At 62.1% G+C, this 20,470-nt stretch carries 15 protein-coding genes and 1 tRNA gene; 13 read left to right on the plus strand and 3 right to left on the minus strand.

What is annotated here, in order from left to right; all coding sequences use genetic code 11:
• Nucleotides 1-99 precede the first annotated feature (99 nt).
• A complete protein-coding gene (locus ACNQOP_RS14700) occupies nucleotides 100-1,596 on the plus strand; it encodes a PspC domain-containing protein (protein ID WP_416404935.1) in 1,497 nt (498 codons plus the stop codon).
• Nucleotides 1,593-2,267 (plus strand): LuxR C-terminal-related transcriptional regulator, encoded by a 675-nt coding sequence (locus ACNQOP_RS14705; protein ID WP_257370563.1) that lies wholly within the window; start codon nucleotides 1,593-1,595, stop codon nucleotides 2,265-2,267. Before ACNQOP_RS14700 ends, ACNQOP_RS14705 begins: the two co-directional genes overlap by 4 nt.
• Before the next feature lie 116 nt (nucleotides 2,268-2,383).
• On the opposite strand, the gene ACNQOP_RS14710 is transcribed toward ACNQOP_RS14705, so the two are convergent.
• Nucleotides 2,384-3,613: a pyridoxal phosphate-dependent aminotransferase gene (locus ACNQOP_RS14710; RefSeq protein WP_349471140.1), complete on the minus strand. Its 1,230-nt coding sequence runs from the start codon at nucleotides 3,611-3,613 to the stop codon at nucleotides 2,384-2,386.
• A 255-nt stretch (nucleotides 3,614-3,868) separates the two neighbouring features.
• On the opposite strand from ACNQOP_RS14710, the gene ACNQOP_RS14715 reads away from it, so the two are divergent.
• From ACNQOP_RS14715 to rplL, 9 genes are all read left to right on the plus strand, one after another.
• Nucleotides 3,869-3,941 (plus strand) — tRNA-Trp (locus ACNQOP_RS14715).
• Between the two features lie 80 nt (nucleotides 3,942-4,021).
• Nucleotides 4,022-4,303 carry a preprotein translocase subunit SecE gene (gene secE / locus ACNQOP_RS14720; RefSeq protein ID WP_235517137.1) on the plus strand — a complete coding sequence of 94 codons (282 nt, stop codon included), beginning with the start codon at nucleotides 4,022-4,024 and terminating at the stop codon, nucleotides 4,301-4,303.
• Between the two features lie 103 nt (nucleotides 4,304-4,406).
• Complete coding sequence (nusG, locus tag ACNQOP_RS14725) at nucleotides 4,407-5,261, plus strand: transcription termination/antitermination protein NusG (protein WP_416404936.1); 855 nt, start codon at nucleotides 4,407-4,409, stop codon at nucleotides 5,259-5,261.
• 130 nt (nucleotides 5,262-5,391) lie between these two features.
• Nucleotides 5,392-5,823 carry a 50S ribosomal protein L11 gene (gene rplK, locus ACNQOP_RS14730; protein ID WP_011775609.1) on the plus strand — a complete coding sequence of 144 codons (432 nt, stop codon included), beginning with the start codon at nucleotides 5,392-5,394 and terminating at the stop codon, nucleotides 5,821-5,823.
• 131 nt (nucleotides 5,824-5,954) lie between these two features.
• Complete coding sequence (rplA, locus tag ACNQOP_RS14735; RefSeq protein WP_284986474.1) at nucleotides 5,955-6,662, plus strand: 50S ribosomal protein L1; 708 nt, start codon at nucleotides 5,955-5,957, stop codon at nucleotides 6,660-6,662.
• Nucleotides 6,663-6,769: 107 nt separating this feature from the next.
• Nucleotides 6,770-7,879 (plus strand): GNAT family N-acetyltransferase, encoded by a 1,110-nt coding sequence (locus ACNQOP_RS14740; protein WP_416404937.1) that lies wholly within the window; start codon nucleotides 6,770-6,772, stop codon nucleotides 7,877-7,879.
• On the plus strand, nucleotides 7,858-9,027 hold the full coding sequence (locus ACNQOP_RS14745; protein WP_416404938.1) for a GNAT family N-acetyltransferase: 1,170 nt from the start codon (nucleotides 7,858-7,860) through the stop codon (nucleotides 9,025-9,027). The genes ACNQOP_RS14740 and ACNQOP_RS14745 overlap by 22 nt, the downstream gene beginning before the upstream one ends.
• Before the next feature lie 300 nt (nucleotides 9,028-9,327).
• Nucleotides 9,328-9,930, plus strand: coding sequence for a 50S ribosomal protein L10 (gene rplJ, locus ACNQOP_RS14750; RefSeq protein WP_235517132.1), 603 nt, complete (start codon nucleotides 9,328-9,330; stop codon nucleotides 9,928-9,930).
• A 76-nt stretch (nucleotides 9,931-10,006) separates the two neighbouring features.
• On the plus strand, nucleotides 10,007-10,384 hold the full coding sequence (rplL, locus tag ACNQOP_RS14755; RefSeq protein WP_223933995.1) for a 50S ribosomal protein L7/L12: 378 nt from the start codon (nucleotides 10,007-10,009) through the stop codon (nucleotides 10,382-10,384).
• Between the two features lie 134 nt (nucleotides 10,385-10,518).
• On the opposite strand, the gene ACNQOP_RS14760 is transcribed toward rplL, so the two are convergent.
• Both ACNQOP_RS14760 and ACNQOP_RS14765 read right to left on the minus strand, forming a co-directional pair.
• Nucleotides 10,519-11,001, minus strand: a complete 483-nt coding sequence (locus tag ACNQOP_RS14760; RefSeq protein WP_235517131.1) for an aminoacyl-tRNA deacylase — start codon at nucleotides 10,999-11,001, stop codon at nucleotides 10,519-10,521.
• 11 nt (nucleotides 11,002-11,012) lie between these two features.
• Complete coding sequence (locus tag ACNQOP_RS14765; protein ID WP_416404939.1) at nucleotides 11,013-12,212, minus strand: acetyl-CoA C-acetyltransferase; 1,200 nt, start codon at nucleotides 12,210-12,212, stop codon at nucleotides 11,013-11,015.
• A 407-nt stretch (nucleotides 12,213-12,619) separates the two neighbouring features.
• Between ACNQOP_RS14765 and rpoB the strand changes: the two genes are divergently transcribed.
• Nucleotides 12,620-16,126 (plus strand): DNA-directed RNA polymerase subunit beta, encoded by a 3,507-nt coding sequence (gene rpoB, locus ACNQOP_RS14770; RefSeq protein ID WP_235517129.1) that lies wholly within the window; start codon nucleotides 12,620-12,622, stop codon nucleotides 16,124-16,126.
• Between the two features lie 104 nt (nucleotides 16,127-16,230).
• A complete protein-coding gene (locus ACNQOP_RS14775; protein ID WP_284986478.1) occupies nucleotides 16,231-20,130 on the plus strand; it encodes a DNA-directed RNA polymerase subunit beta' in 3,900 nt (1,299 codons plus the stop codon).
• Nucleotides 20,131-20,470 lie beyond the last annotated feature (340 nt).

Consider the following 20,470-nt stretch of genomic DNA (forward strand, 5'->3'; position numbering starts at 1 on the left):
ATGCCCTCTACTGGGGGATACCCTGAATGATCCCTGAGAGACCCCCGAACCACGCTGGTTCCCGGTCCGGGGCACCCTGATCCGTGCTTGGATTGGTACATGACAACCGCTGTACAACGCCCCGCGCTGGTTCGCAGCAGCGACCGCATGATCGCGGGCGTCTGCAGTGGATTGGCCGACCACCTGGGCTGGCCCGTCAAATACGTACGGCTCGGCATGATTTTGGCTTGCTTCGCCGGTGGAGCGGGCGTGGCCTTTTACGCGTGGCTGTGGACCATGGTTCCCACCGCGGATGAGAACGCCAAGCGCAACGCCCGCCGACCGGCGTCGCCCATTGCCCCGGCGGTGAGCCTGCCGCCCGTGCCGGCACCCGGCGTCGGCCCCGCCACAGCAGCGTACGACGCCGGAGGGTCGGCGACCGTGCCCGGTGACCGTTCTGCGGGTGGCACGGCTGCTGCCGGACCAACGGCCGGACCAGCGGCCGGAGGTACCGCCAGCCCGGAGGGAGCACCGTATGGCTTCGGCGCTGCCTCCGCTGAAGACCGGTGGGGCGGGACAGCGCTGGCATCGTGGTTCTCCTTCCGTCGGATCCAGTACGGCAAGGAAATCCTGTTGGGCGCCGCCTTGCTGCTGGTGGCGGCCATCCTGATCGCGCGCCAGTTCGGCGTGGACGTCCCCTTGGGGACGCTGATCCCGGCTGCGGCCATCCTGGGTGGTGCGGCGATCGCCTGGATGCAGTTGGACGAGACCCGCAGGGCAGGCCTGGTGGACAAGACGAAAGCCGACCAAGCCGGTGGCTGGGTTCGCTTGGCAGCAGGCCTGGCGCTGGTGGTGGCCGGCGTCTTGGTGATGGTGTCCGGTTCGGGTTCGTGGGAGCAAACGTGGCTGGCGCTGCTGGCATCCGTGGCTGTTTTGGGTGGGGTGGCCTTGGTGCTCCTGCCATGGGGCCTTAAGTTTTGGAAGGACCTTGAGACTGAACGGGCCGGACGGGTACGCGAGACGGAGCGGGCCGAGATCGCGGCGCATCTGCACGACTCTGTCCTCCAGACCCTGGCCCTGATCCAACGCCGGGCCGGTTCCGAACAGGACGTGGTGCGCCTGGCAAGGGCGCAGGAACGCGAACTCCGTGCCTGGCTCTTCAGCGACGCGGCCAAGGAATCCGGGCTCCTCGCTGACCGCATAAAATCCGTGGCGGCCGAGGTGGAAGATTCCCACGGCCAAGCAGTCGAGGTGGTAACAGTGGGGGATACCGCCATGACGGACCGGCATGAAGCCCTGGTCCAGGCTGCCAGGGAAGCGATGCTCAACGCTTCGAGGCATGGTGGAGGAACGGTCTCTGTGTACATGGAAAGTACGGCAGGCAGCACGGAGATCTTCATTAAGGATCGCGGCCCCGGCTTCGATCCCGATGCTGTCCCCGAAGACAGGTTGGGTGTCAAAGAATCAATCATCGGCCGCATGAAGCGGCACGGCGGTACAGCGGTAATCACCAGCAGCAGTGCAGGCACGGAAGTCCGCTTGGTGCTCCCTTCGGCAACCGTGGAAGCCGGGGAACAACGGACCAGTGATGCTCGGAATGGAGAATCGAAGCAATGAATACCAACCCTGACAGTGGCGCGGGACGCAGGGTGCGGGTGGTGATCGTGGATGACCACACCATCTTCCGCTCCGGGCTCAAAGCCGACCTCGATGAACGCATGGACGTGGTGGGCGAGGCCGGCACCGTGGAACAAGCCATCGCCGTGATAGCGGAGAAGCGCCCGGAGGTGGTGCTGCTTGACGTCCACCTTCCGGGCGGCCTGGGTGGGGGCGGCCGGGAAGTCATCGCCGGTTCAAACGCGTTGCTTGGTACCACCAGCTTCCTGGCCCTCAGCGTCTCCGACGCAGCCGAGGACGTGGTTTCCGTGATTCGCGCCGGCGCGCGCGGCTACGTTACCAAGACCATTTCCGGCAAGGAGATTTCCGACGCCGTGATCCGGGTGGCCGATGGTGACGCCGTCTTCTCGCCACGGCTGGCGGGCTTCGTGCTCGATGCCTTTGGGACGGCTCCGGCGGACATCGCGGACGATGAACTGGACAAGCTCTCTGCCCGGGAACTGGAAGTCATGAGGCTTATCGCGCGCGGATATAGCTATAAGGAAGTGGCCAAGGAACTCTTCATTTCCATCAAGACCGTTGAAACGCATGTGTCCGCGGTCTTGAGGAAGCTGCAGCTCTCCAGCCGGCATGAGCTCACGAAATGGGCGGCCGAGCGCCGCCTCCTCTGACGCTCTCTCACGTCCCGCCCGCTTGGGCCGAACGCTCAATCACGTCCCGCCCCCTTAACCGCGAACGCTCTTCCACCCGCCGGGGTTGGAAGAGCGTTCGCCGTCAGGACGGACCGTTATTTGGCCTTACCCAGGAATTCCTGGATGCGGCGGACGCCCTCGGCGAGGTCTTCGTCTCCGAGTGCGTAGGACAGGCGGACGTAGCCGGAGGGGCCGAAAGCTTCGCCCGGAACGATCGCAACTTCAACTTCGTCGAGGATGAGCGCCGCCAGTTCAGCGGAGGTTTCAGGGCGGACGGGGCCGTTGGACGTTTCGAATTCCTTACCCAGCAGGCCCCGCACGTCAGCGTAGACGTAGAAGGCGCCTGTCGGCGTCGGGCATTCAACGCCTTCAATGGCGTTCAGTCCGGCGACTATCGCCTTGCGGCGGCGGTCGAAGGCCACCTTCATTTCGTCGACGGCGGTCAGCGGGCCCGTGAGGGCAGCGGCGGCCGCGACCTGCATGATGTTCGAAACGTTCGACGTCGCGTGCGACTGAAGGTTGGTTGCGGCCTTGATGACATCTGCCGGGCCGATCATCCAACCGACGCGCCAGCCGGTCATGGCATAGGTCTTGGCGACACCGTTGAGGATGACTACCTTGTCACCGAGCTCCGGGGCGGCAGTGGCGATCGAGGTGAACTCAACGCCGTCGTACGTGAGGTGCTCGTAGATTTCGTCGGTGACCACCCACAGGCCCTTGGCCGCAGCCCACTTGCCGATCTCCGCAACCTGTTCCGGGCTGTAGACAGCACCGGTGGGGTTGGACGGAGAAACGAACAGCAAAATCTTGGTCTTGTCCGTGAGCGCCGCTTCCAGCTGCTCAACCGTCACCAGGTAGCCCTGCTCGGGGCCGGCGAAAACTTCCACAGGCACGCCGCCTGCGAGGCGGATGGCTTCCGGGTAGGTGGTCCAGAACGGGGTGGGGATGATGACTTCGTCGCCCGGGTCAACCAGGGTTGCGAAGGTGTTGTACACGGCCTGCTTGCCACCATTGGTGACCAGGACCTGGGAAGGATCAACCTTGTAGCCGGAGTCCCGCAGGGTCTTGTCGGCAATGGCTTTCTTCAGCTCGGGAAGACCTCCTGCGGGGGAGTAGCGGTGGTACTTCGGCTGGCTGGCCGCTTCGATGGCTGCCTGGACAATGTAGTCCGGCGTAGGAAAGTCGGGTTCGCCCGCGCCGAACCCGATCACGGGACGTCCTGCGGCCTTCAATGCCTTGGCCTTGGCATCAACGGCAAGGGTGGCGGATTCGGCAATGGCGGAGATTCGCTGTGAAATGCGGGCGGCAGTTGTTCCGGCTGACATCTAGGTACCGTTCTTCGCAGGCAGCTCATGGGCTGGATGATGGGATTCGACGTAAACTACCTTATGCTGTTCTGCGGAGCTCCCGGGCGCCTGCCGGAGTTTGTGACTGATGTTGCTGGTCACAGGCTTTATCCAGGATCCGGAGGTGCTTGAACAGGCCGGTTCGACTATCGCGAAATTCTTGCGTAGACTGGTTCACCGGTGTTGAAAAGCACCACAGGCTGAAGTGCGGCCTGAAACATGGATTCATTCCATAGGGTAGTGGCGCAATTGGTAGCGCAGCGGTCTCCAAAACCGCAGGTTGCAGGTTCGAGTCCTGTCTGCCCTGCGCAAGCTGTTCCGGCGGAAACGCCGGAACACGCGCAGCAACCATGGCTCTGATCAGAGTCGGGTCAACGACTTTGCAAGGTGAGTGAGGACCAGGTGACCGAAACAGCTGCCAGCAGCTCAAAGGGCCGTCCCGCCAAGAAAGCCGATCGCGGCTTCTTCGCCCGTATTGCACTCTTCGTCCGCCAGGTCATTGGTGAACTGAAGAAGGTTGTTGCCCCCACCCGCAAGGAACTGATCAACTACACGCTCGTGGTGCTGGTGTTCGTGGTCATCATGATGGTCATCGTCAGCCTGCTGGATATCGCCTTCGGGACCGGTGCCAGCTGGGTCTTCGGTGGGTCAGGCATCAAGGACCGCTAAGCGGATCTGTCCGCAAACTGTGTCAATTCCTCCGGATAGACAGGGTTTGCGGAATTGAGCCATTTAAATAGGCATGTTAGGCAATGAGGAAGCAGGAGACCAAGTGTCTGAGCAGGAGCTCGAGATAAACGAGACTGAGCTGGAAGCAACTGACGACGCCGCAGCTGAAGCTGTGGAAGAGTCCGAGGTTGATTCCGCTGCGCCCGAATCTGCCGACGCCGACGATTCCGAAGACGCTTTCGAGGCTGACGTGGATGACGAGTCGGATGACGCATCCGCCGATGTCGAGGACGAAGACGACGCTGCGGAAGATTCCGACGGCGATGCCCTGGCTGCCGCTGCTGCTGCAGCACCCGTGGATCCCGCCGAGGAATTCAAGGGCAAGCTGCGCCGCCAGGAGGGTGACTGGTACGTCATCCACTCCTACGCCGGTTACGAGAACCGCGTGAAGGCCAACCTTGAGACCCGCATCCAGACCCTGGACATGGAAGATTACATCTTCGAAATCCAGGTGCCCATGGAAGAGGTCGTCGAGATCAAGAACGCGCAGCGCAAAGTCATTAACCGCGTGCGTATCCCCGGCTATGTCCTGGTCCGCATGGACCTGACGGACGCTTCCTGGGGCGCTGTCCGCCACACTCCCGGTGTCACCGGCTTCGTAGGCAACGCCCACAACCCGGTTCCGCTGCGCTTGGATGAGGTCTTCTCCATGCTCGCCCCGGTCTTCGAAGAAGAGCAGGCAGAGCAGGGCAAGCCGGTCAACAAGCAGAACCAGGCTCCCGTGGCCGTCGACTTCGAGGTCGGCGAATCGGTCATCGTCAAGGAAGGCCCCTTCGAGACCCTCCCGGCCACGATTTCCGAGATCAAGCCCGAGTCCCAGACCCTGGTGGTGCTGGTCTCGATCTTCGAGCGCGAAACCCCGGTGACGCTCGCATTCAACCAGGTCACAAAGATCTAGCTGATTCACAAATTTCGCTCCAGCCCTGCCTGCTTAGCAGTTCGGGAGCGGCCGGCCGCCTTGCCATGGCGGCCACCAACCTGGGACGCGCTCCTGTGTCCCAGGAAGCTATTGAGAGAAGGACCCTACATTGGCTCCCAAGAAGAAGGTCACCGGCCTCATCAAGCTGCAGATCCAGGCAGGTGCCGCTAACCCGGCTCCGCCGATCGGTCCTGCGCTTGGCCAGCACGGTGTCAACATCATGGAATTCTGCAAGGCGTACAACGCTGCAACGGAATCCCAGCGCGGAAACGTTATCCCGGTTGAAATCACGGTTTACGAAGACCGTTCCTTCACCTTCATCACCAAGACCCCGCCGGCTGCAGAGCTCATCAAGAAGGCTGCAGGCGTTGCCAAGGGTTCGGCTACCCCGCACACCGTCAAGGTTGCCAAGCTGACCCAGGCACAGGTTGAAGAGATCGCTTCCACCAAGATGGAAGACCTCAACGCCAACGACATCAAGGCAGCTGCCCTGATCATCGCAGGCACCGCCCGTTCCATGGGCATCACGGTAGAGGGCTGATCCCAGCTTTCCCCCGCCGGGCAACCGGCATTTGAACATTGAAATGTCGTGAGGATCCTTGCCGGATCCCATGACTGTGGCAGGACCCAGCGCGGTCCGCAGACCACAACTGCACAAGGAGAAACAGCAGCATGGCAAAGCGCAGCAAAGCATATGAGGCAGCCGTAGCCAAGATCGAGGCTGGCAAGATCTACGCCCCGGTCGAAGCTATCAACCTCGCGAAGGACACCAACCCTTCCAAGTTCGACGCAACCGTTGAGGTAGCTTTCCGTTTGGGCGTTGACCCGCGTAAGGCCGACCAGATGGTTCGTGGCACCGTCAACCTGCCGCACGGCACCGGTAAGACCGCCCGCGTCCTCGTTTTCGCAACCGGTGACAAGGCTGAAGCAGCAATCGCTGCCGGCGCCGACTTCGTTGGTTCCGATGACCTGATCGAAAAGATCGCAGCCGGCTGGACCGACTTCGACGCCGCAGTGGCAACCCCTGACCTCATGGGCAAGGTTGGCCGCCTCGGTAAGGTCCTCGGCCCGCGTAACCTCATGCCGAACCCGAAGACCGGTACGGTTACTCCGGACGTCACCAAGGCTGTCAACGACATCAAGGGCGGCAAGATCGACTTCCGCGTCGACAAGCACTCCAACCTTCACTTCATCATCGGCAAGGTGTCCTTCGACGCCAACAAGCTGGCCGAGAACTACGCAGCTGCACTGGAAGAGGTGCTTCGTCTGAAGCCGTCCGCTTCCAAGGGCCGCTACATCCAGAAGGCTACTGTTGCCACCACGTTCGGTCCGGGCATCACCGTTGACCCGAACGTCACCAAGGTCCTCACCGAAGCGTAAGCTTCAGGAGCCCTTGCTCTGAACATGAAGGACCGTCCGGCTTAGCCGGGCGGTCCTTTTGTTGTCCTGCCTGTTCCTTGCGGAAGGTGGGCCGTAGGCTGTGGTGCGTGTCGACGTCGAACATTTCAGCACGTGGGGAGCTGTCCGTAGAACGGATCGCCGTCCCCAAGAGTCCCGCGGCCAGTGGATCGGCCGACTTCAGAGCTTTCCAGCAGTTGGCGGAAGCCCACGAATTGGAGCTGTGGGGCAACCTGGACCGCTGCGCCACCTTTGCCGAGGCGGTGCTCTTCTGGCAGGGCAACAACTACGAAGAACGGCAGGTTTTCCTGGCCCGCCTGGACGGCACCGTTGTGGGTAGCGGAACACTGACACTGCCCTTGAGCGAGAACACGACGACGGCGGGCGTGGACGTTGTGGTCAGCGCGCCTTATCGGCGGCGTGGCTTTGGGTCGCTGATCCTCAAAGCATTGGAGGGCATTGCGAGGGGACGGGGACGCGTGTCCTTCGATGCGTATTGCGGTGCGCCCATTCAGCTTGTGGCACCTGGCACGGAAGTCCTGGAGTCGAAATCGGGTGCAGGTTGCGTGCCCTTGAACGCTGCGCCAACCCGGTTCGCCCTGCACCACGGCTACTCGTTGGAACAGGTCGAAACGAGCAGCCTGCTGCCCTTCCCGGCGCCGGAAGCACTGCTCCGAAAGTGCGAAGCGGAAGTGGCGCCCAAAGCATTGGGCTACAGCCTCGTAACATGGCGGGGGAGCTGCCCGGAGGACCTGGTGGACACCTTTGCCAGGCTCAAGGGCTTGATGAGCACAGAGGTCCCTCTTGCCGGTTTGGGCTGGGAGGGTGAGGAGTGGGACGCTGCGCGGGTGCGCCAGGACGAAGTCACATGGCAGGCAAGTGGCGGGGACTCGCTGACGGCGGCGGCCCGGCACGATGCCACTGGTGAACTGGCAGCCTATACGGTTCTGACTTACCGTGACGCGAGGCCTGCCGTGATCTACCAGGAGGACACCTTGGTGGCTCCGGGACACCGGGGTCATGGCTTGGGAATGGTGATAAAGATCGCCAATCTGCGCAGCGCCAAGGACTCCTGGCCGGGCGCCACATCGGTGTTGACATGGAACGCCAATGAAAACCGGCATATGCTGGCCATAAATATCGCCCTGGGATTCAAGCCCTCCGGCTTTGAAGGCGAATGGCAGAAACGGCTGGGATGACTGTAGACGAGGCGAAGACCGTTCACATCGAGCAGCTGTGGGTGCCTGACACCCTGGACAGCCCTGATGCCAATGATTTCCTGGCCGCCGTTGAAGTTGGGCGAAGGGTCCGGATGGAGACATGGGGGAGTGACGACCTCGCCTACACCCCCTTGGAGAAGCTGCTCGAGTTTTCCGATCCGTACGAACGCCAAATCATCCTGGTGGCCAAGGTGGACGGCGACATCGTGGGCACCGTGGATATCGCCTTGCCCCTGGCGGACAACATGGACCTGGCCGAGTTCACCCTGGACATCCTTCCTGAGTTCCAGAGCCGCGGCGTAGGACGCCAGTTGTTGGAAGCGGCCGAGGAGCTGGCGCGGGCCGAAGGCCGCACCATGGTCCTGGTGGACACCAACCACCCGGCCACATCCCTGACGGAGATTCCCGAGGACCAGCTGATCCCCGGCAGTGGTGCGGGCTTCGTTCCGGTCAGCAGCCGTGAGGTGGATTTCGCGAAACGGGCCGGCTACACGCTGCAGCACATCGAGCAGTTCAGTTCCTGCATTCTGCCGCTCGATTCCAAACTGGCGGCCACCCTCCAGTTGGAAGCCGACGAGGCCAATGGCGGCCGTTACGCGTTGCATCACTGGACAGACCGGTGCCCGGAGCCATGGCTGGAGGCCGTGGCCGCCTTGGAGAACGCCGCCGGGGAGGTGGTCCGCGACGACGAGGACAGCGAAGCCCCCGGTCTTGAACCGACGGGCATGGTGTTCGATCCCGTCGTCCTGCGGGAGACCGAGGACGCAGCATTGGCGCAGGGCCGGCGAACGGTGGTGACCGCCGTCGAGCACCTGGAGAGCGGACGCATCGTGGGCCTGACCACCATCAGCGTCCTGGCACACCGCCAGGATGTGGTGTTCCAGGACGACACACTGGTCCTGCAGGAGCACCGGGGCAACAAGCTGGGCCTGCTGATCAAGGTGGCCAACATGGAAAGGCTCAGCGAGCAGTTCCCTGATGCCCGGGTGATCTACACATGGAATGCGCCCGAGAACCGCTACCTCCTCACAGTGAATAAGCAGCTTGGATTCGCGACGGCGGGTGTCACGGGTTTGTGGCAGAAGGAACTTCCGGGGCGGGCATCCGGAGCAACGACGTCCGACTAGGCAGCCCCCGATTTGGTTTGCTGCACAGTCTCCCGTAATCTTGAAGTACCAAAGACCGTCGGTTGATGGGAATCCACTCTTTCGAGCCCAGCTCAATTCTGCAGCTGCGCCCCTGAGGCACAAGTGAATTCCTTGACGAAGGACCCTGAACATAGGGCGGCCGGCGCAGGTGAACGAAGCAAGTCTCCATGGATCAAACCATGTTGAGCCAAGCCCCGTGCATCTGCGCGGGGCGTTTTTAGTTTTAGCTCTCGTGAGCGGGGACCCGGAAGACCGGCTTTTATCCCCGGAAGGAGGGTTATGACAACGCCTAGCAAGGTCTCCGCAGTTGCAGAGATCACCAACGATTTCAAGGAATCGAACGCGGCTGTCCTGACCGAATACCGCGGGCTCACTGTTGCACAGCTCAAGGAACTGCGTGTTGCACTCGGCCAGGACACCAAGTTCTCGGTCGTCAAGAACACCCTGAGCGCCATTGCAGCCAAGGAAGCTGGAGTTGAAGCATTCAACGATCAGCTTGCCGGCCCCACTGCAATCGCCTTCATCAAGGGTGACGCTGTTGCTGCTGCAAAGAGCCTGACGGACTTTGCCAAGGCCAACAAGCAGCTGGTCATCAAGACCGGCGTCTTCGAAGGCAAGGCATTGGACGCAGCAGGAGTTGCCGCACTGGCAGCCCTCGAGTCCCGCGAACTGCAGCTTGCCCGCGTTGCTGGTGTCCTCAAGGCTCCCGCATCCGCTGCTGCACGCATCATCGACGCTCTGCGCCTCAAGCTTGAAGAAGAGGGCGGCGCATCTGCACCGGCCGCTGAAGAAGCCCCGGCCGCCGAAGAGGCTGCAACAGAGGAAGCTCCGGCTGCTGAAGAAGCACCGGCCGCTGCCGAAGCTGCAACCGAAGAGAACTAAGTTCTCCCCTCAATCAAACTCTGGTGCTTGGACCGGTTTAGCCCGGATCCGCACCAACTAATGGAAGGACGCCACCATGGCGAAGCTCAGCAACGAAGAGCTCATTGAAGCTTTCAAGGAACTGACCATCATCGAGCTCTCCGAGTTCGTCAAGCTCTTCGAAGAGACCTTCGAAGTTACGGCTGCTGCTGTTGCAGTTGCTGGCCCCGCTGCCGGCGGTGCTGCTGAAGCTGCTGAAGAGAAGACTGACTTCGACGTCATCCTCGAAGCTGCTGGCGACAAGAAGATCGCAGTGATCAAGGAAGTTCGCGCCATCACCTCCCTCGGCCTCAAGGAAGCCAAGGACCTGGTTGACAGCGCACCGAAGGCTGTTCTCGAAGGCGCCACCAAGGAAGCTGCCGAGAAGGCAAAGGCTCAGCTCGAAGAAGCTGGCGCAACGGTTACCCTCAAGTAACTCGTCTTGCTTGTGGAAGCCCCGCCCGTTCCGTCAAAGGAGCCGGGCGGGGCTTCCTGCTTTAAGCAGCAACGCGGGGTCACTTACGGCCCATCCCCAGGGGATTTACCGGCCGTAAGTGACCCCGCGTTGACCTAGGAAGGTTCGCTGATGTCCGCCACGGTCGCCCCGAGCGCCGCAGTGAGCGAGTCGGCGTCCACGAAAGCGCTGCGGCCATGCGCGCCTGCGCCCATGGAGATCCGACGCCCCGTGATGGTGGCGTCCGCGTACACCGGCCACGCGGTGGTACTGCCCAAGGGCGTAATGGTTCCGCGTTCGTAGCCGGTGGCAGCCAAAGCGATGTCGGCGTGGGGGAGCGAGAGCTTGTTGACGCCCACCAATGCGCGCAGCTTCGGCCAGGAAATCTGGCGGTCCCCAGGAATGAGCGCGAACAGGAAGCTCCCATCGCGGTGTTTGACCACCAGCGACTTCACAATGTCCGCGGGGCTGATGCCCAGGATGCCGGCCGCCTCCTCAAGGCTGCGGGCAGCGGGACGTTCGACGACGTCGACGTCCAGTCCGCGGGCGGCGGCATCCTTCAGGAAGCGCTCGGCTCCGTCCATCACGTTTTCAGACATGCTGTCTCCTATCAGTCGCGGTACAGGAGCAAGGCCTCGCCCTGGCCGCCGCCACCGCACAGGGAAACGGCGGCTTTGCCCGTCCCCCGGCGCTTGAGTTCGTGGGCTGCGTGGAGGGCCAACCGGGCACCGGAGGCGCCGATGGGATGCCCAAGTGCGATGGCCCCGCCGTGGATGTTGCACTTTTCCAGGGGATAGCGGAGGTCCTTCAGGGACTGGACAGCCACTGAACCGAACGCTTCATTGATCTCGATGAAGTCCAGGTCCTCTGCCGTCCACCCGGCCCGCTTCAGCGCCTGGGCGATCGCGTTGGACGGCTGGGAGTGCAGGGAATTGTCAGGTCCGGCCACCTGGCCCGGCTTACCGACCACGGCCAGGTACTCCAAACCGTTGTCCTCGGCGAAGCGGCGACTTGCCAGCACCAGTGCGGAGGCGCCGTCGGACAGGGGAGAGGAATTGCCGGCTGTGATGGTGCCGTCCGTGGCGAAGGCGGCCTTGAGGGGTGCCAACGTTTCCACGGTGGTGTTGGGCCGCACTCCTTCGTCCGTGGTGAGGACCACCGGATCGCCCTTGCGCTGCTTCACGCTGACCGGAGCGATTTCGACGTCGAACGTCCCGTCCGCGATGGCCGCGGCGGCCCGCTGGTGTGAAGCGGCCGCGACCTCGTCCTGGGAGGTGCGGTCAATGCCGAGCGTGACGTTCTTGGTTTCGGTGGAAAGACCCATTGACTGGCCATCGAAGGCATCCGTGAGGCCGTCGTGGGCGGCGACGTCCAGGGCCTGGATGGCTCCGTAGGTCCATCCTTGCCGGGAGCCCGGCAGGAGGTGGGGAGCGCGGCTCATGGATTCCTGGCCACCGGCAACCACCACTGTCGCGTCCCCGCTGCGGATCATGCGCGCAGCATCGATCACTGCGGTCAAACCGGAGAGGCACACCTTGTTGATGGTGACGGCCGGGCTGTTCCACCCGATACCTGCGGCGATGGCGCTCTGGCGGGCCGGATTCTGTCCGGCGCCGGCCTGCAGTACCTGGCCCATAATGACGGCGTCCACCTGTTCGGCTTTCGCGCCGCTGGCTGCCAGGGCGGCTGTTATGGCGTGCGCACCAAGGTCGACGGCGGTGAATCCCGCCAGTTGCCCGTTGAGCCGACCCTGTGGGGTTCGGGAAGCGGCAAGAATGACAACATCATTGTCGTCAGCGGAGTTGGTCATGGTCTCTCTTCCGATCCGGGAGTGGTGTAGCAAGGCTATCGCGGGCGAGCGTGAACCTACTCCCTTCAACGAAGGCGCCCATCAAGGCATTCCTTGCGACTCATGCATGGGCATGTAGGTGCCTTCAGCAACGGTGCTTGCAATCCCGGACGATCTGGGGTAGACAGGAAGGCTGTTTTCCCGTATTGTAGATATTTGCGTCTTCCCTGTTAACCTTCAGCCTTCATATAGCGGTGGGCTTTACCTCTCAGCTGCGTCATTGACGTGCCGTTCCTCAACGTGCACGGCCTTGGGCAGGCTGGGTCCGGGTCATATAGCGGAACCGGAACAAGTATCCTGCGGAGCACTCCGCGGAATGCAAACGGGGGAGATCTGAAAACGCCTGAAGGTCTGTGGAAGGATCCCTCTTGGTCGCCTCGAGCACCTCTAATAACGAAACCGCTAACACGGCAAGCACCGATGGTGCCACCCGCCGCCTCTCATTCGCAAAGATTCACGAACCCCTTGATGTTCCGAATCTTCTCGCCCTGCAGACTGACAGCTTTGACTGGCTGGTCGGAAACGAACGCTGGCAGGCGCGGGTAGCGAAGGCTGTCGAGGAGGGCGACCTCAGCGTCGCCACCACCTCCGGACTTGCCGACATCTTCGAAGAGATCTCCCCTATCGAGGACTTCCAGGGCACCATGTCCCTGAGCTTCTCCGAGCCGGAGTTCGCTGACCCGAAGTACACCATGGCCGAATGTAAAGACCGTGACGCCACCTACTCGGCCCCGCTGTACGTCAAGGCCGAGTTCATGAACAACAACACGGGCGAAATCAAGCAGCAGACCGTGTTCATGGGCGACTTCCCCCTCATGACTGAGAAGGGAACGTTCGTCGTCAACGGCACCGAGCGTGTCGTCGTCTCCCAGCTGGTCCGTTCGCCGGGCGCCTACTTTGAGCGCACCGCAGACAAGACCAGTGACAAGGACATCTTCACCGCGAAGATCATCCCGTCCCGTGGCGCATGGTTCGAACTCGAAATCGACAAGCGCGACCAGGTCGGCGTTCGCCTTGACCGTAAGCGCAAGCAGTCGGTCACCGTTCTCCTGAAGGCACTCGGCTGGACCGAAGGCCAGATCCTGGAAGAGTTCGGCCAGTACGACTCCATGCGTGCAACGCTGGAGAAGGACGCCACCGAAACCCGCGAAGACGCCCTTTTGGACATCTACCGCAAGCTGCGTCCGGGCGAGCCGCCCACAGTTGAGGCTGCCCAGTCCCTGCTGGACAACCTGTACTTCAACGCCAAGCGCTACGATCTGGCCAAGGTTGGCCGTTACAAGATCAACCGCAAGCTCGGCATCGACCGCTCCCTTGGCGACAAGGAAGCTTCGGTCCTGCACGTTGAAGACATCGTTGCCATGATCAAGTTCCTCGTTGCGCTCCACGCCGGCGAGAAGACCCTCATGGGCAAGCGCGATGGCCAGGACCACGAGCTCCGCGTCGACATCGATGACATCGACCACTTCGGCAACCGTCGCATCCGCGCCGTTGGCGAACTGATCGAGAACCAGGTCCGCACCGGTCTGTCCCGTATGGAACGCGTTGTTCGCGAACGCATGACCACGCAGGACGTCGAGGCAATCACGCCGCAGACGCTGATCAACATCCGTCCCGTTGTTGCAGCCATCAAGGAGTTCTTCGGAACCTCCCAGCTGTCGCAGTTCATGGACCAGAACAACCCGCTCTCGGGTCTGACCCACAAGCGCCGCCTGTCGGCACTTGGCCCGGGTGGTCTGTCCCGCGACCGTGCAGGCATGGAAGTCCGAGACGTTCACCCGTCCCACTACGGACGTATGTGCCCCATCGAAACTCCTGAAGGCCCGAACATTGGTCTGATCGGTTCGTTGGCTTCCTACGGCCGCATCAACCCGTTCGGCTTCATCGAGACGCCGTACCGCCTGGTGTCCAACGGAGTTGTCTCGGACGAGGTCCAGTACCTCACGGCCGACGACGAAGCAGAGGTCCTGATTGCACAGGCCAACGCCCCGCTGGATGCTGACAAGAAGTTCTCCGAAGAGACTGTCCTTGTCCGTGCCCGTGGTGGTGGAGGCGAGCCCGTCCTGGTTCCCGCAGGCGAGGTCCAGTTCATGGACGTTTCCCCGCGCCAGATGGTGTCCGTGGCAACGGCCCTTATTCCGTTCCTTGAGCATGACGATGCAAACCGCGCACTCATGGGTGCCAACATGCAGCGCCAGGCTGTGCCGCTGGTCCGTTCCGAGGCTCCTTTCGTGGGTACCGGCATGGAACGTGCAGCAGCCGTCGACGCCGGTGACGTTGTCATCGCGAAGAAGGCAGGTGTGGTTACCGAGGTTTCCGCCGAGCTCGTTGTGATGATCAACGACGACGGCACCGAAACCAACTACCGCATCAACAAGTTCGCCCGTTCCAACCAGGGCAACTGCTACAACCACCGCGTCCTGGTCAACGAAGGCCAGCGCCTGGAAGTTGGCGGCATTATCGCTGACGGTCCCGCAACGGACCAGGGTGAGCTTGCCCTTGGTAAGAACCTGCTCGTGGCATTCATGTCATGGGAAGGCCACAACTTCGAGGACGCCATCATCCTGTCCCAGCGCATCGTCGCTGAGGATGTTCTTTCCTCCATCCACATCGAGGAGCACGAAATTGATGCCCGCGACACCAAGCTTGGTGCCGAGGAAATCACCCGTGACATCCCCAACGTGTCCGAGGAAGTCCTGGCAGGCCTGGACGAGCGCGGCATCATCCACATCGGTGCCGAGGTTGAAGCAGGCGACATCCTGGTAGGCAAGGTCACCCCCAAGGGTGAAACCGAGCTGACCCCGGAAGAGCGCCTGCTGCGTGCCATCTTCGGTGAGAAGTCCCGCGAAGTCCGTGACACCTCGCTGAAGGTGCCCCACGGCGAGTCCGGTACGGTCATCGGCGTGCGCGTCTTCGACCGCGACAACGACGACGAACTGCCCCCGGGCGTGAACCAGTTGGTCCGCGTCTACGTTGCAGCCAAGCGTAAGATCACCGACGGCGACAAGCTCGCCGGCCGTCACGGCAACAAGGGTGTTATCTCCAAGATCCTGCCGATCGAGGACATGCCCTTCCTTGCAGACGGTACCCCGGTGGACATCGTCCTGAACCCGCTTGGTGTTCCGGGTCGTATGAACGTTGGCCAGGTCCTGGAAACCCACCTGGGTTGGGTTGCCAAGACCGGTTGGAAGATCGAAGGCGAGCCGGAGTGGGTCAAGAACCTGCCCAACCTGCCCCGTGAAACCGGCCAGACCACCGTTGCCACCCCGGTGTTCGATGGCGCCCGTGAAGAAGAAATCACTGGCCTGCTTGACTCCACCAACGTGACCCGCGACGGCGACCGCCTGATCGATTCCTCCGGCAAGACCCGTCTGTTCGACGGCCGCTCCGGCGAGCCGTTCCCGGACCCGATCTCCGTCGGTTACATGTACATCCTGAAGCTCCACCACCTGGTGGACGACAAGATCCACGCGCGCTCCACCGGCCCGTACTCCATGATCACGCAGCAGCCGCTGGGTGGTAAGGCACAGTTCGGTGGCCAGCGCTTCGGTGAAATGGAAGTGTGGGCGCTCGAAGCCTACGGTGCCGCCTACACGCTTCAGGAACTCCTCACGATCAAGTCGGATGACATCCATGGTCGTGTGAAGGTCTACGAAGCCATCGTCAAGGGCGAGAACATCCCTGAGCCTGGCGTTCCCGAGTCCTTCAAGGTCTTGATCAAGGAAATGCAGTCGTTGTGCCTGAACGTGGAAGTTCTTTCCACGGACGGAACCACGATCGAAATGCGTGACTCTGATGACGCAGTCTTCACGGCTGCGGAAGAACTGGGCATCGATCTGTCTCGTGCAGAGCCCAGTTCCGTAGAAGAGGTTTAGCAGCGGTTCCGGCGGGCGGTGATCAACCGCTGTCCGCCGGAACAGCTCCCTCTTCCCGTAACCAAGACTTCAGAATTTAGAGAACAAGAGAGAACAGGGACCATATGTCCAGCGAATCCTCCTTCGGCCTCATGCAGATCGGCCTCGCCACCGCGGAAGACATCCGCGGATGGTCTTACGGTGAGGTCAAGAAGCCGGAAACCATCAACTACCGCACGCTCAAGCCTGAGAAGGACGGCCTTTTCTGCGAGAAGATCTTCGGACCGTCCCGCGACTGGGAGTGCTACTGCGGTAAGTACAAGCGCGTGCGCTTCAAGGGCATCATCTGCGAGCGTTGTGGTGTGGAAGTTACCCGCGCCAAGGTACGCCGTGAGCGCATGGGCCACATCGAACTGGCCGCGCCTGTAACCCACATCTGGTACTTCAAGGGCGTTCCCTCGCGCTTGGGCTACCTTTTGGACCTGGCACCGAAGGACCTTGAGAAGGTCATCTACTTCGCTGCCTACATGATCACCAGCGTTGACACTGAAAGCCGTCACGCCGAACTGCCGAACCTCCAGGTCGAGCACGACCTCGAGAAGAAGCAGATGATCGACAACCGCGACAGCGACATCGCCACGATCGCCCGCGACCTTGAGGACGAGCTTGCCCGTCTTGAAGGCGAAGGCGCCAAGGCTGCCGACAAGAAGAAGGCCCGCGACTCTGCCGACCGCCAGATGGCGAACGTCCGCAAGCGTGCCGACGCCGACATTGAGCGCCTTGAGCAGGTCTGGGACCGCTTCAAGAACCTGAAGGTCGCTGACCTCGAAGGTGACGAGGGCCTGTACCGCGAACTCCGCGACCGTTATGGTCTGTACTTCGAGGGCTCCATGGGCGCCGAGGCTATCAAGAAGCGCCTTGAGACCTTCGACATGCAGGCTGAAGCTGAGTCACTGCGCGACACCATCCAGAACGGCAAGGGCCAGCGCAAGACGCGTGCCCTGAAGCGCCTGAAGGTTGTCAACGCGTTCCTGACCACCAACAACAGCCCGCTCGGCATGGTTCTCGACGCCGTCCCGGTGATCCCGCCGGAACTGCGCCCCATGGTCCAGTTGGACGGTGGCCGCTTCGCGACCTCCGACCTCAACGACCTCTACCGTCGTGTGATCAACCGCAACAACCGACTCAAGCGCCTGCTTGACCTGGGTGCTCCGGAGATCATCGTCAACAACGAGAAGCGCATGCTTCAGGAAGCTGTTGACAGCCTCTTCGACAACGGCCGTCGTGGCCGTCCGGTCACGGGTCCGGGCAACCGTCCGCTGAAGTCCCTGAGCGACATGCTCAAGGGCAAGCAGGGTCGTTTCCGCCAGAACCTCCTCGGCAAGCGCGTTGACTACTCCGGCCGTTCGGTCATCGTCGTCGGCCCGCAGCTGAAGCTGCACCAGTGTGGTCTGCCCAAGCAGATGGCCCTGGAGCTCTTCAAGCCGTTCGTGATGAAGCGCCTGGTTGACCTCAACCACGCCCAGAACATCAAGTCGGCAAAGCGCATGGTCGAGCGTTACCGTCCGCAGGTTTGGGACGTGCTGGAAGAGATCATCACCGAACACCCGGTGCTGCTCAACCGTGCGCCTACCCTGCACCGCCTCGGCATCCAGGCCTTCGAACCGCAGCTTGTGGAAGGCAAGGCAATCCAGCTTCACCCGCTGGTTTGTGGCGCCTTCAACGCTGACTTCGACGGCGACCAGATGGCAGTACACCTGCCGCTGAGCCCCGAAGCCCAGGCCGAAGCTCGCATCCTGATGCTGTCCTCGAACAACATCCTGAAGCCGTCTGACGGTCGTCCGGTGACCCTGCCTTCGCAGGATATGATCATCGGCCTGTACCACCTGACCACCAAGCGCGTCGGTTCCGCCGGCGAGGGCCGCATCTTCTCCTCGGTTTCTGAAGCGATCATGGCGTACGACGCCCGTGACCTGCACCTGAACTCCCAGGTCAAGATCCGTCTTGACGACTTCGTGCCGTACGCAGGCTGGGAAGCTCCGGAAGGTTGGGAGCCCGGTCAGCCGGCTCTCGTCGAAACCTCCCTGGGCCAGGTCATCTTCAACCAGACGCTGCCCGAGGATTACCCGTGGGTTGAGGCTGTTGCCGACAAGGGCGAACTGTCCCGGATCGTCAACGACCTCGCTGAGCGCTACCCGAAGGTTGTTACGGCGGCAACGCTGGACAACCTGAAGGACGCCGGCTTCTACTGGGCCACCCGTTCGGGTGTCACGGTTGCCATCTCCGACATCGAGGTACCGACTTCGAAGCCTGCCATCCTGGCCGGTTACGAGGCCATGGCTGCCAAGATCCAGGGCCAGTACGACAAGGGCCTGATCGACGACGACGAGCGTCGCCAGGAACTGATCGAGATCTGGAACAAGGCAACCAACGAGATCGCCCAGGCGATGCGCGACAGCCTGTCCCCGATGAACACCATCAACCGCATGGTGTCCTCCGGTGCACGTGGTAACTGGATGCAGGTCCGCCAGATCGCGGGTATCCGTGGTCTTGTGGCCAACCCGAAGGGTGAGATTATTCCTCGCCCGATCAAGTCCTCCTACCGCGAGGGCCTGTCGGTTCTGGAATACTTCATCGCCACGCACGGTGCCCGTAAGGGTCTGGCCGATACCGCTCTCCGTACCGCCAACTCGGGTTACCTGACCCGTCGTCTGGTGGACGTTTCGCAGGACGTCATTGTCCGCGAAGAGGACTGCGGTACCGAGCGCGGCCTGGTCACACCGATCGCCGTGCCGGACGCCAATGGTGAACTCGTCATGGACGAGAACGTCGAGAACAGCGCCTACGCACGTACGCTGGCTGTCGACGTCGTCGATGCCCAGGGCAATGTCCTGGCTGCCGGCGGCACCGACTGCGGTGACGTTGTCATCGACCAGCTGCTTGCTGCAGGCATCACCGAGGTCAAGGTCCGCTCCGTACTCACCTGTGAGTCCAAGGTCGGTACCTGTGCACTTTGCTACGGCCGTTCGTTGGCTACGGGTAAGACCGTGGACATCGGCGAGGCCGTGGGCATCATCGCCGCACAGTCCATCGGTGAGCCGGGTACCCAGCTGACCATGCGTACGTTCCACACCGGTGGTGCTGTCTCCGCCGGTGGTGGCGACGACATCACCCAGGGTCTGCCCCGTATCCAGGAGCTCTTCGAAGCACGTACTCCGAAGGGTGTCGCACCGATTGCTGAAGCAGCCGGGCGCATCACCATCGAAGAGTCCGAGCGCCAGATGCGACTGGTCATCACTCCGGACGATGGTTCCGAAGAGATTGCCTACCCGGTGCTGCGCCGTTCCCGCCTCCTCATCGAGGATGGCGAGCACGTCAGCGTCGGCCAGAAGCTGATCAACGGTCCGGTGGACCCGAAGCAGGTTCTGCGCATCATGGGTCCGCGTGCTGCACAGAAGTTCCTCGTGGACGAAGTACAGGGCGTTTACCGCAGCCAGGGCATTGGTATCCACGACAAGCACGTCGAGGTTATTGTCCGCCAGATGCTGCGCCGCGTGACTGTCATCGAGTCCGGCGACTCCGACTTGCTCCCCGGTGAGCTTGCAGAGCGCGCCCGCTTCGAGGACGAGAACCGCCGCGTCGTGTCCGAGGGCAAGGCACCGGCTTCCGGCCGTCCGGAACTCATGGGTATCACCAAGGCTTCCTTGGCTACCGAGTCCTGGCTGTCGGCTGCTTCCTTCCAGGAAACCACCCGCGTCCTGACGCAGGCGGCCATGGAAGGCAAGAGCGATCCTCTGCTCGGCCTCAAGGAAAACGTCATCATCGGTAAGCTCATCCCGGCTGGTACGGGTCTGCCCCGCTACACAGAGGTCACTGTGGAGCCGACGGAAGAAGCGAAGGCAAGCCTGTTCACGGGCCCCAGCGCTTTCACCGACTTCTCCTATGACGCCCTGGGCGGCGACGGTGCTCCCGAGTTCCACGCCATCCCGCTGGATGACTACGATCTCGGCAACGACTTCCGCTGACGCGTGAGTTGACGCCATAAGGTTGGGCCCCGCACTTTCGAGTGCGGGGCCCGACCCGTTAACGCGCCTTTTTCGTGGCAACCCGGGGGAGTGGAGGACGACGGCGGGTGCCGGCTTCCGCCGTCGTCCTCCATACACCCGATTAAGGCGCCAGATCAAGCCGTGCTAGACTTTTGGTAATTGTTCTGTGTGGCAGTGGATGAAGGCCGCCGCAGCATCATTTTGGTTTTGTTCTCATGGTGCTGGGTGGAGCCTGTTTCCGGGTTGCGGGCAACATGCGCAACGAATGCCGCACTTTTGCACGCCTACCGGAGTTTCGGCCGGCTGCACGAGCAACGCC

Source organism: Arthrobacter sp. LFS091 (assembly GCF_047977885.1).
Lineage (GTDB): Bacteria > Actinomycetota > Actinomycetes > Actinomycetales > Micrococcaceae > Arthrobacter.

Coding starts and splice junctions, on each gene's coding strand:
- ACNQOP_RS14700 (WP_416404935.1), top strand. CDS start 100: ATGACAACCGCTGTACAACGCCCCGCGCTGGTTCGCAGCAGCGACCGC.
- ACNQOP_RS14705 (WP_257370563.1), top strand. CDS start 1,593: ATGAATACCAACCCTGACAGTGGCGCGGGACGCAGGGTGCGGGTGGTG.
- ACNQOP_RS14710 (WP_349471140.1), bottom strand. CDS start 3,613: ATGTCAGCCGGAACAACTGCCGCCCGCATTTCACAGCGAATCTCCGCC.
- rplA (WP_284986474.1), top strand. CDS start 5,955: ATGGCAAAGCGCAGCAAAGCATATGAGGCAGCCGTAGCCAAGATCGAG.
- ACNQOP_RS14745 (WP_416404938.1), top strand. CDS start 7,858: ATGGCAGAAACGGCTGGGATGACTGTAGACGAGGCGAAGACCGTTCAC.
- rplJ (WP_235517132.1), top strand. CDS start 9,328: ATGACAACGCCTAGCAAGGTCTCCGCAGTTGCAGAGATCACCAACGAT.
- rplL (WP_223933995.1), top strand. CDS start 10,007: ATGGCGAAGCTCAGCAACGAAGAGCTCATTGAAGCTTTCAAGGAACTG.
- ACNQOP_RS14760 (WP_235517131.1), bottom strand. CDS start 11,001: ATGTCTGAAAACGTGATGGACGGAGCCGAGCGCTTCCTGAAGGATGCC.
- ACNQOP_RS14765 (WP_416404939.1), bottom strand. CDS start 12,212: ATGACCAACTCCGCTGACGACAATGATGTTGTCATTCTTGCCGCTTCC.
- ACNQOP_RS14775 (WP_284986478.1), top strand. CDS start 16,231: ATGTCCAGCGAATCCTCCTTCGGCCTCATGCAGATCGGCCTCGCCACC.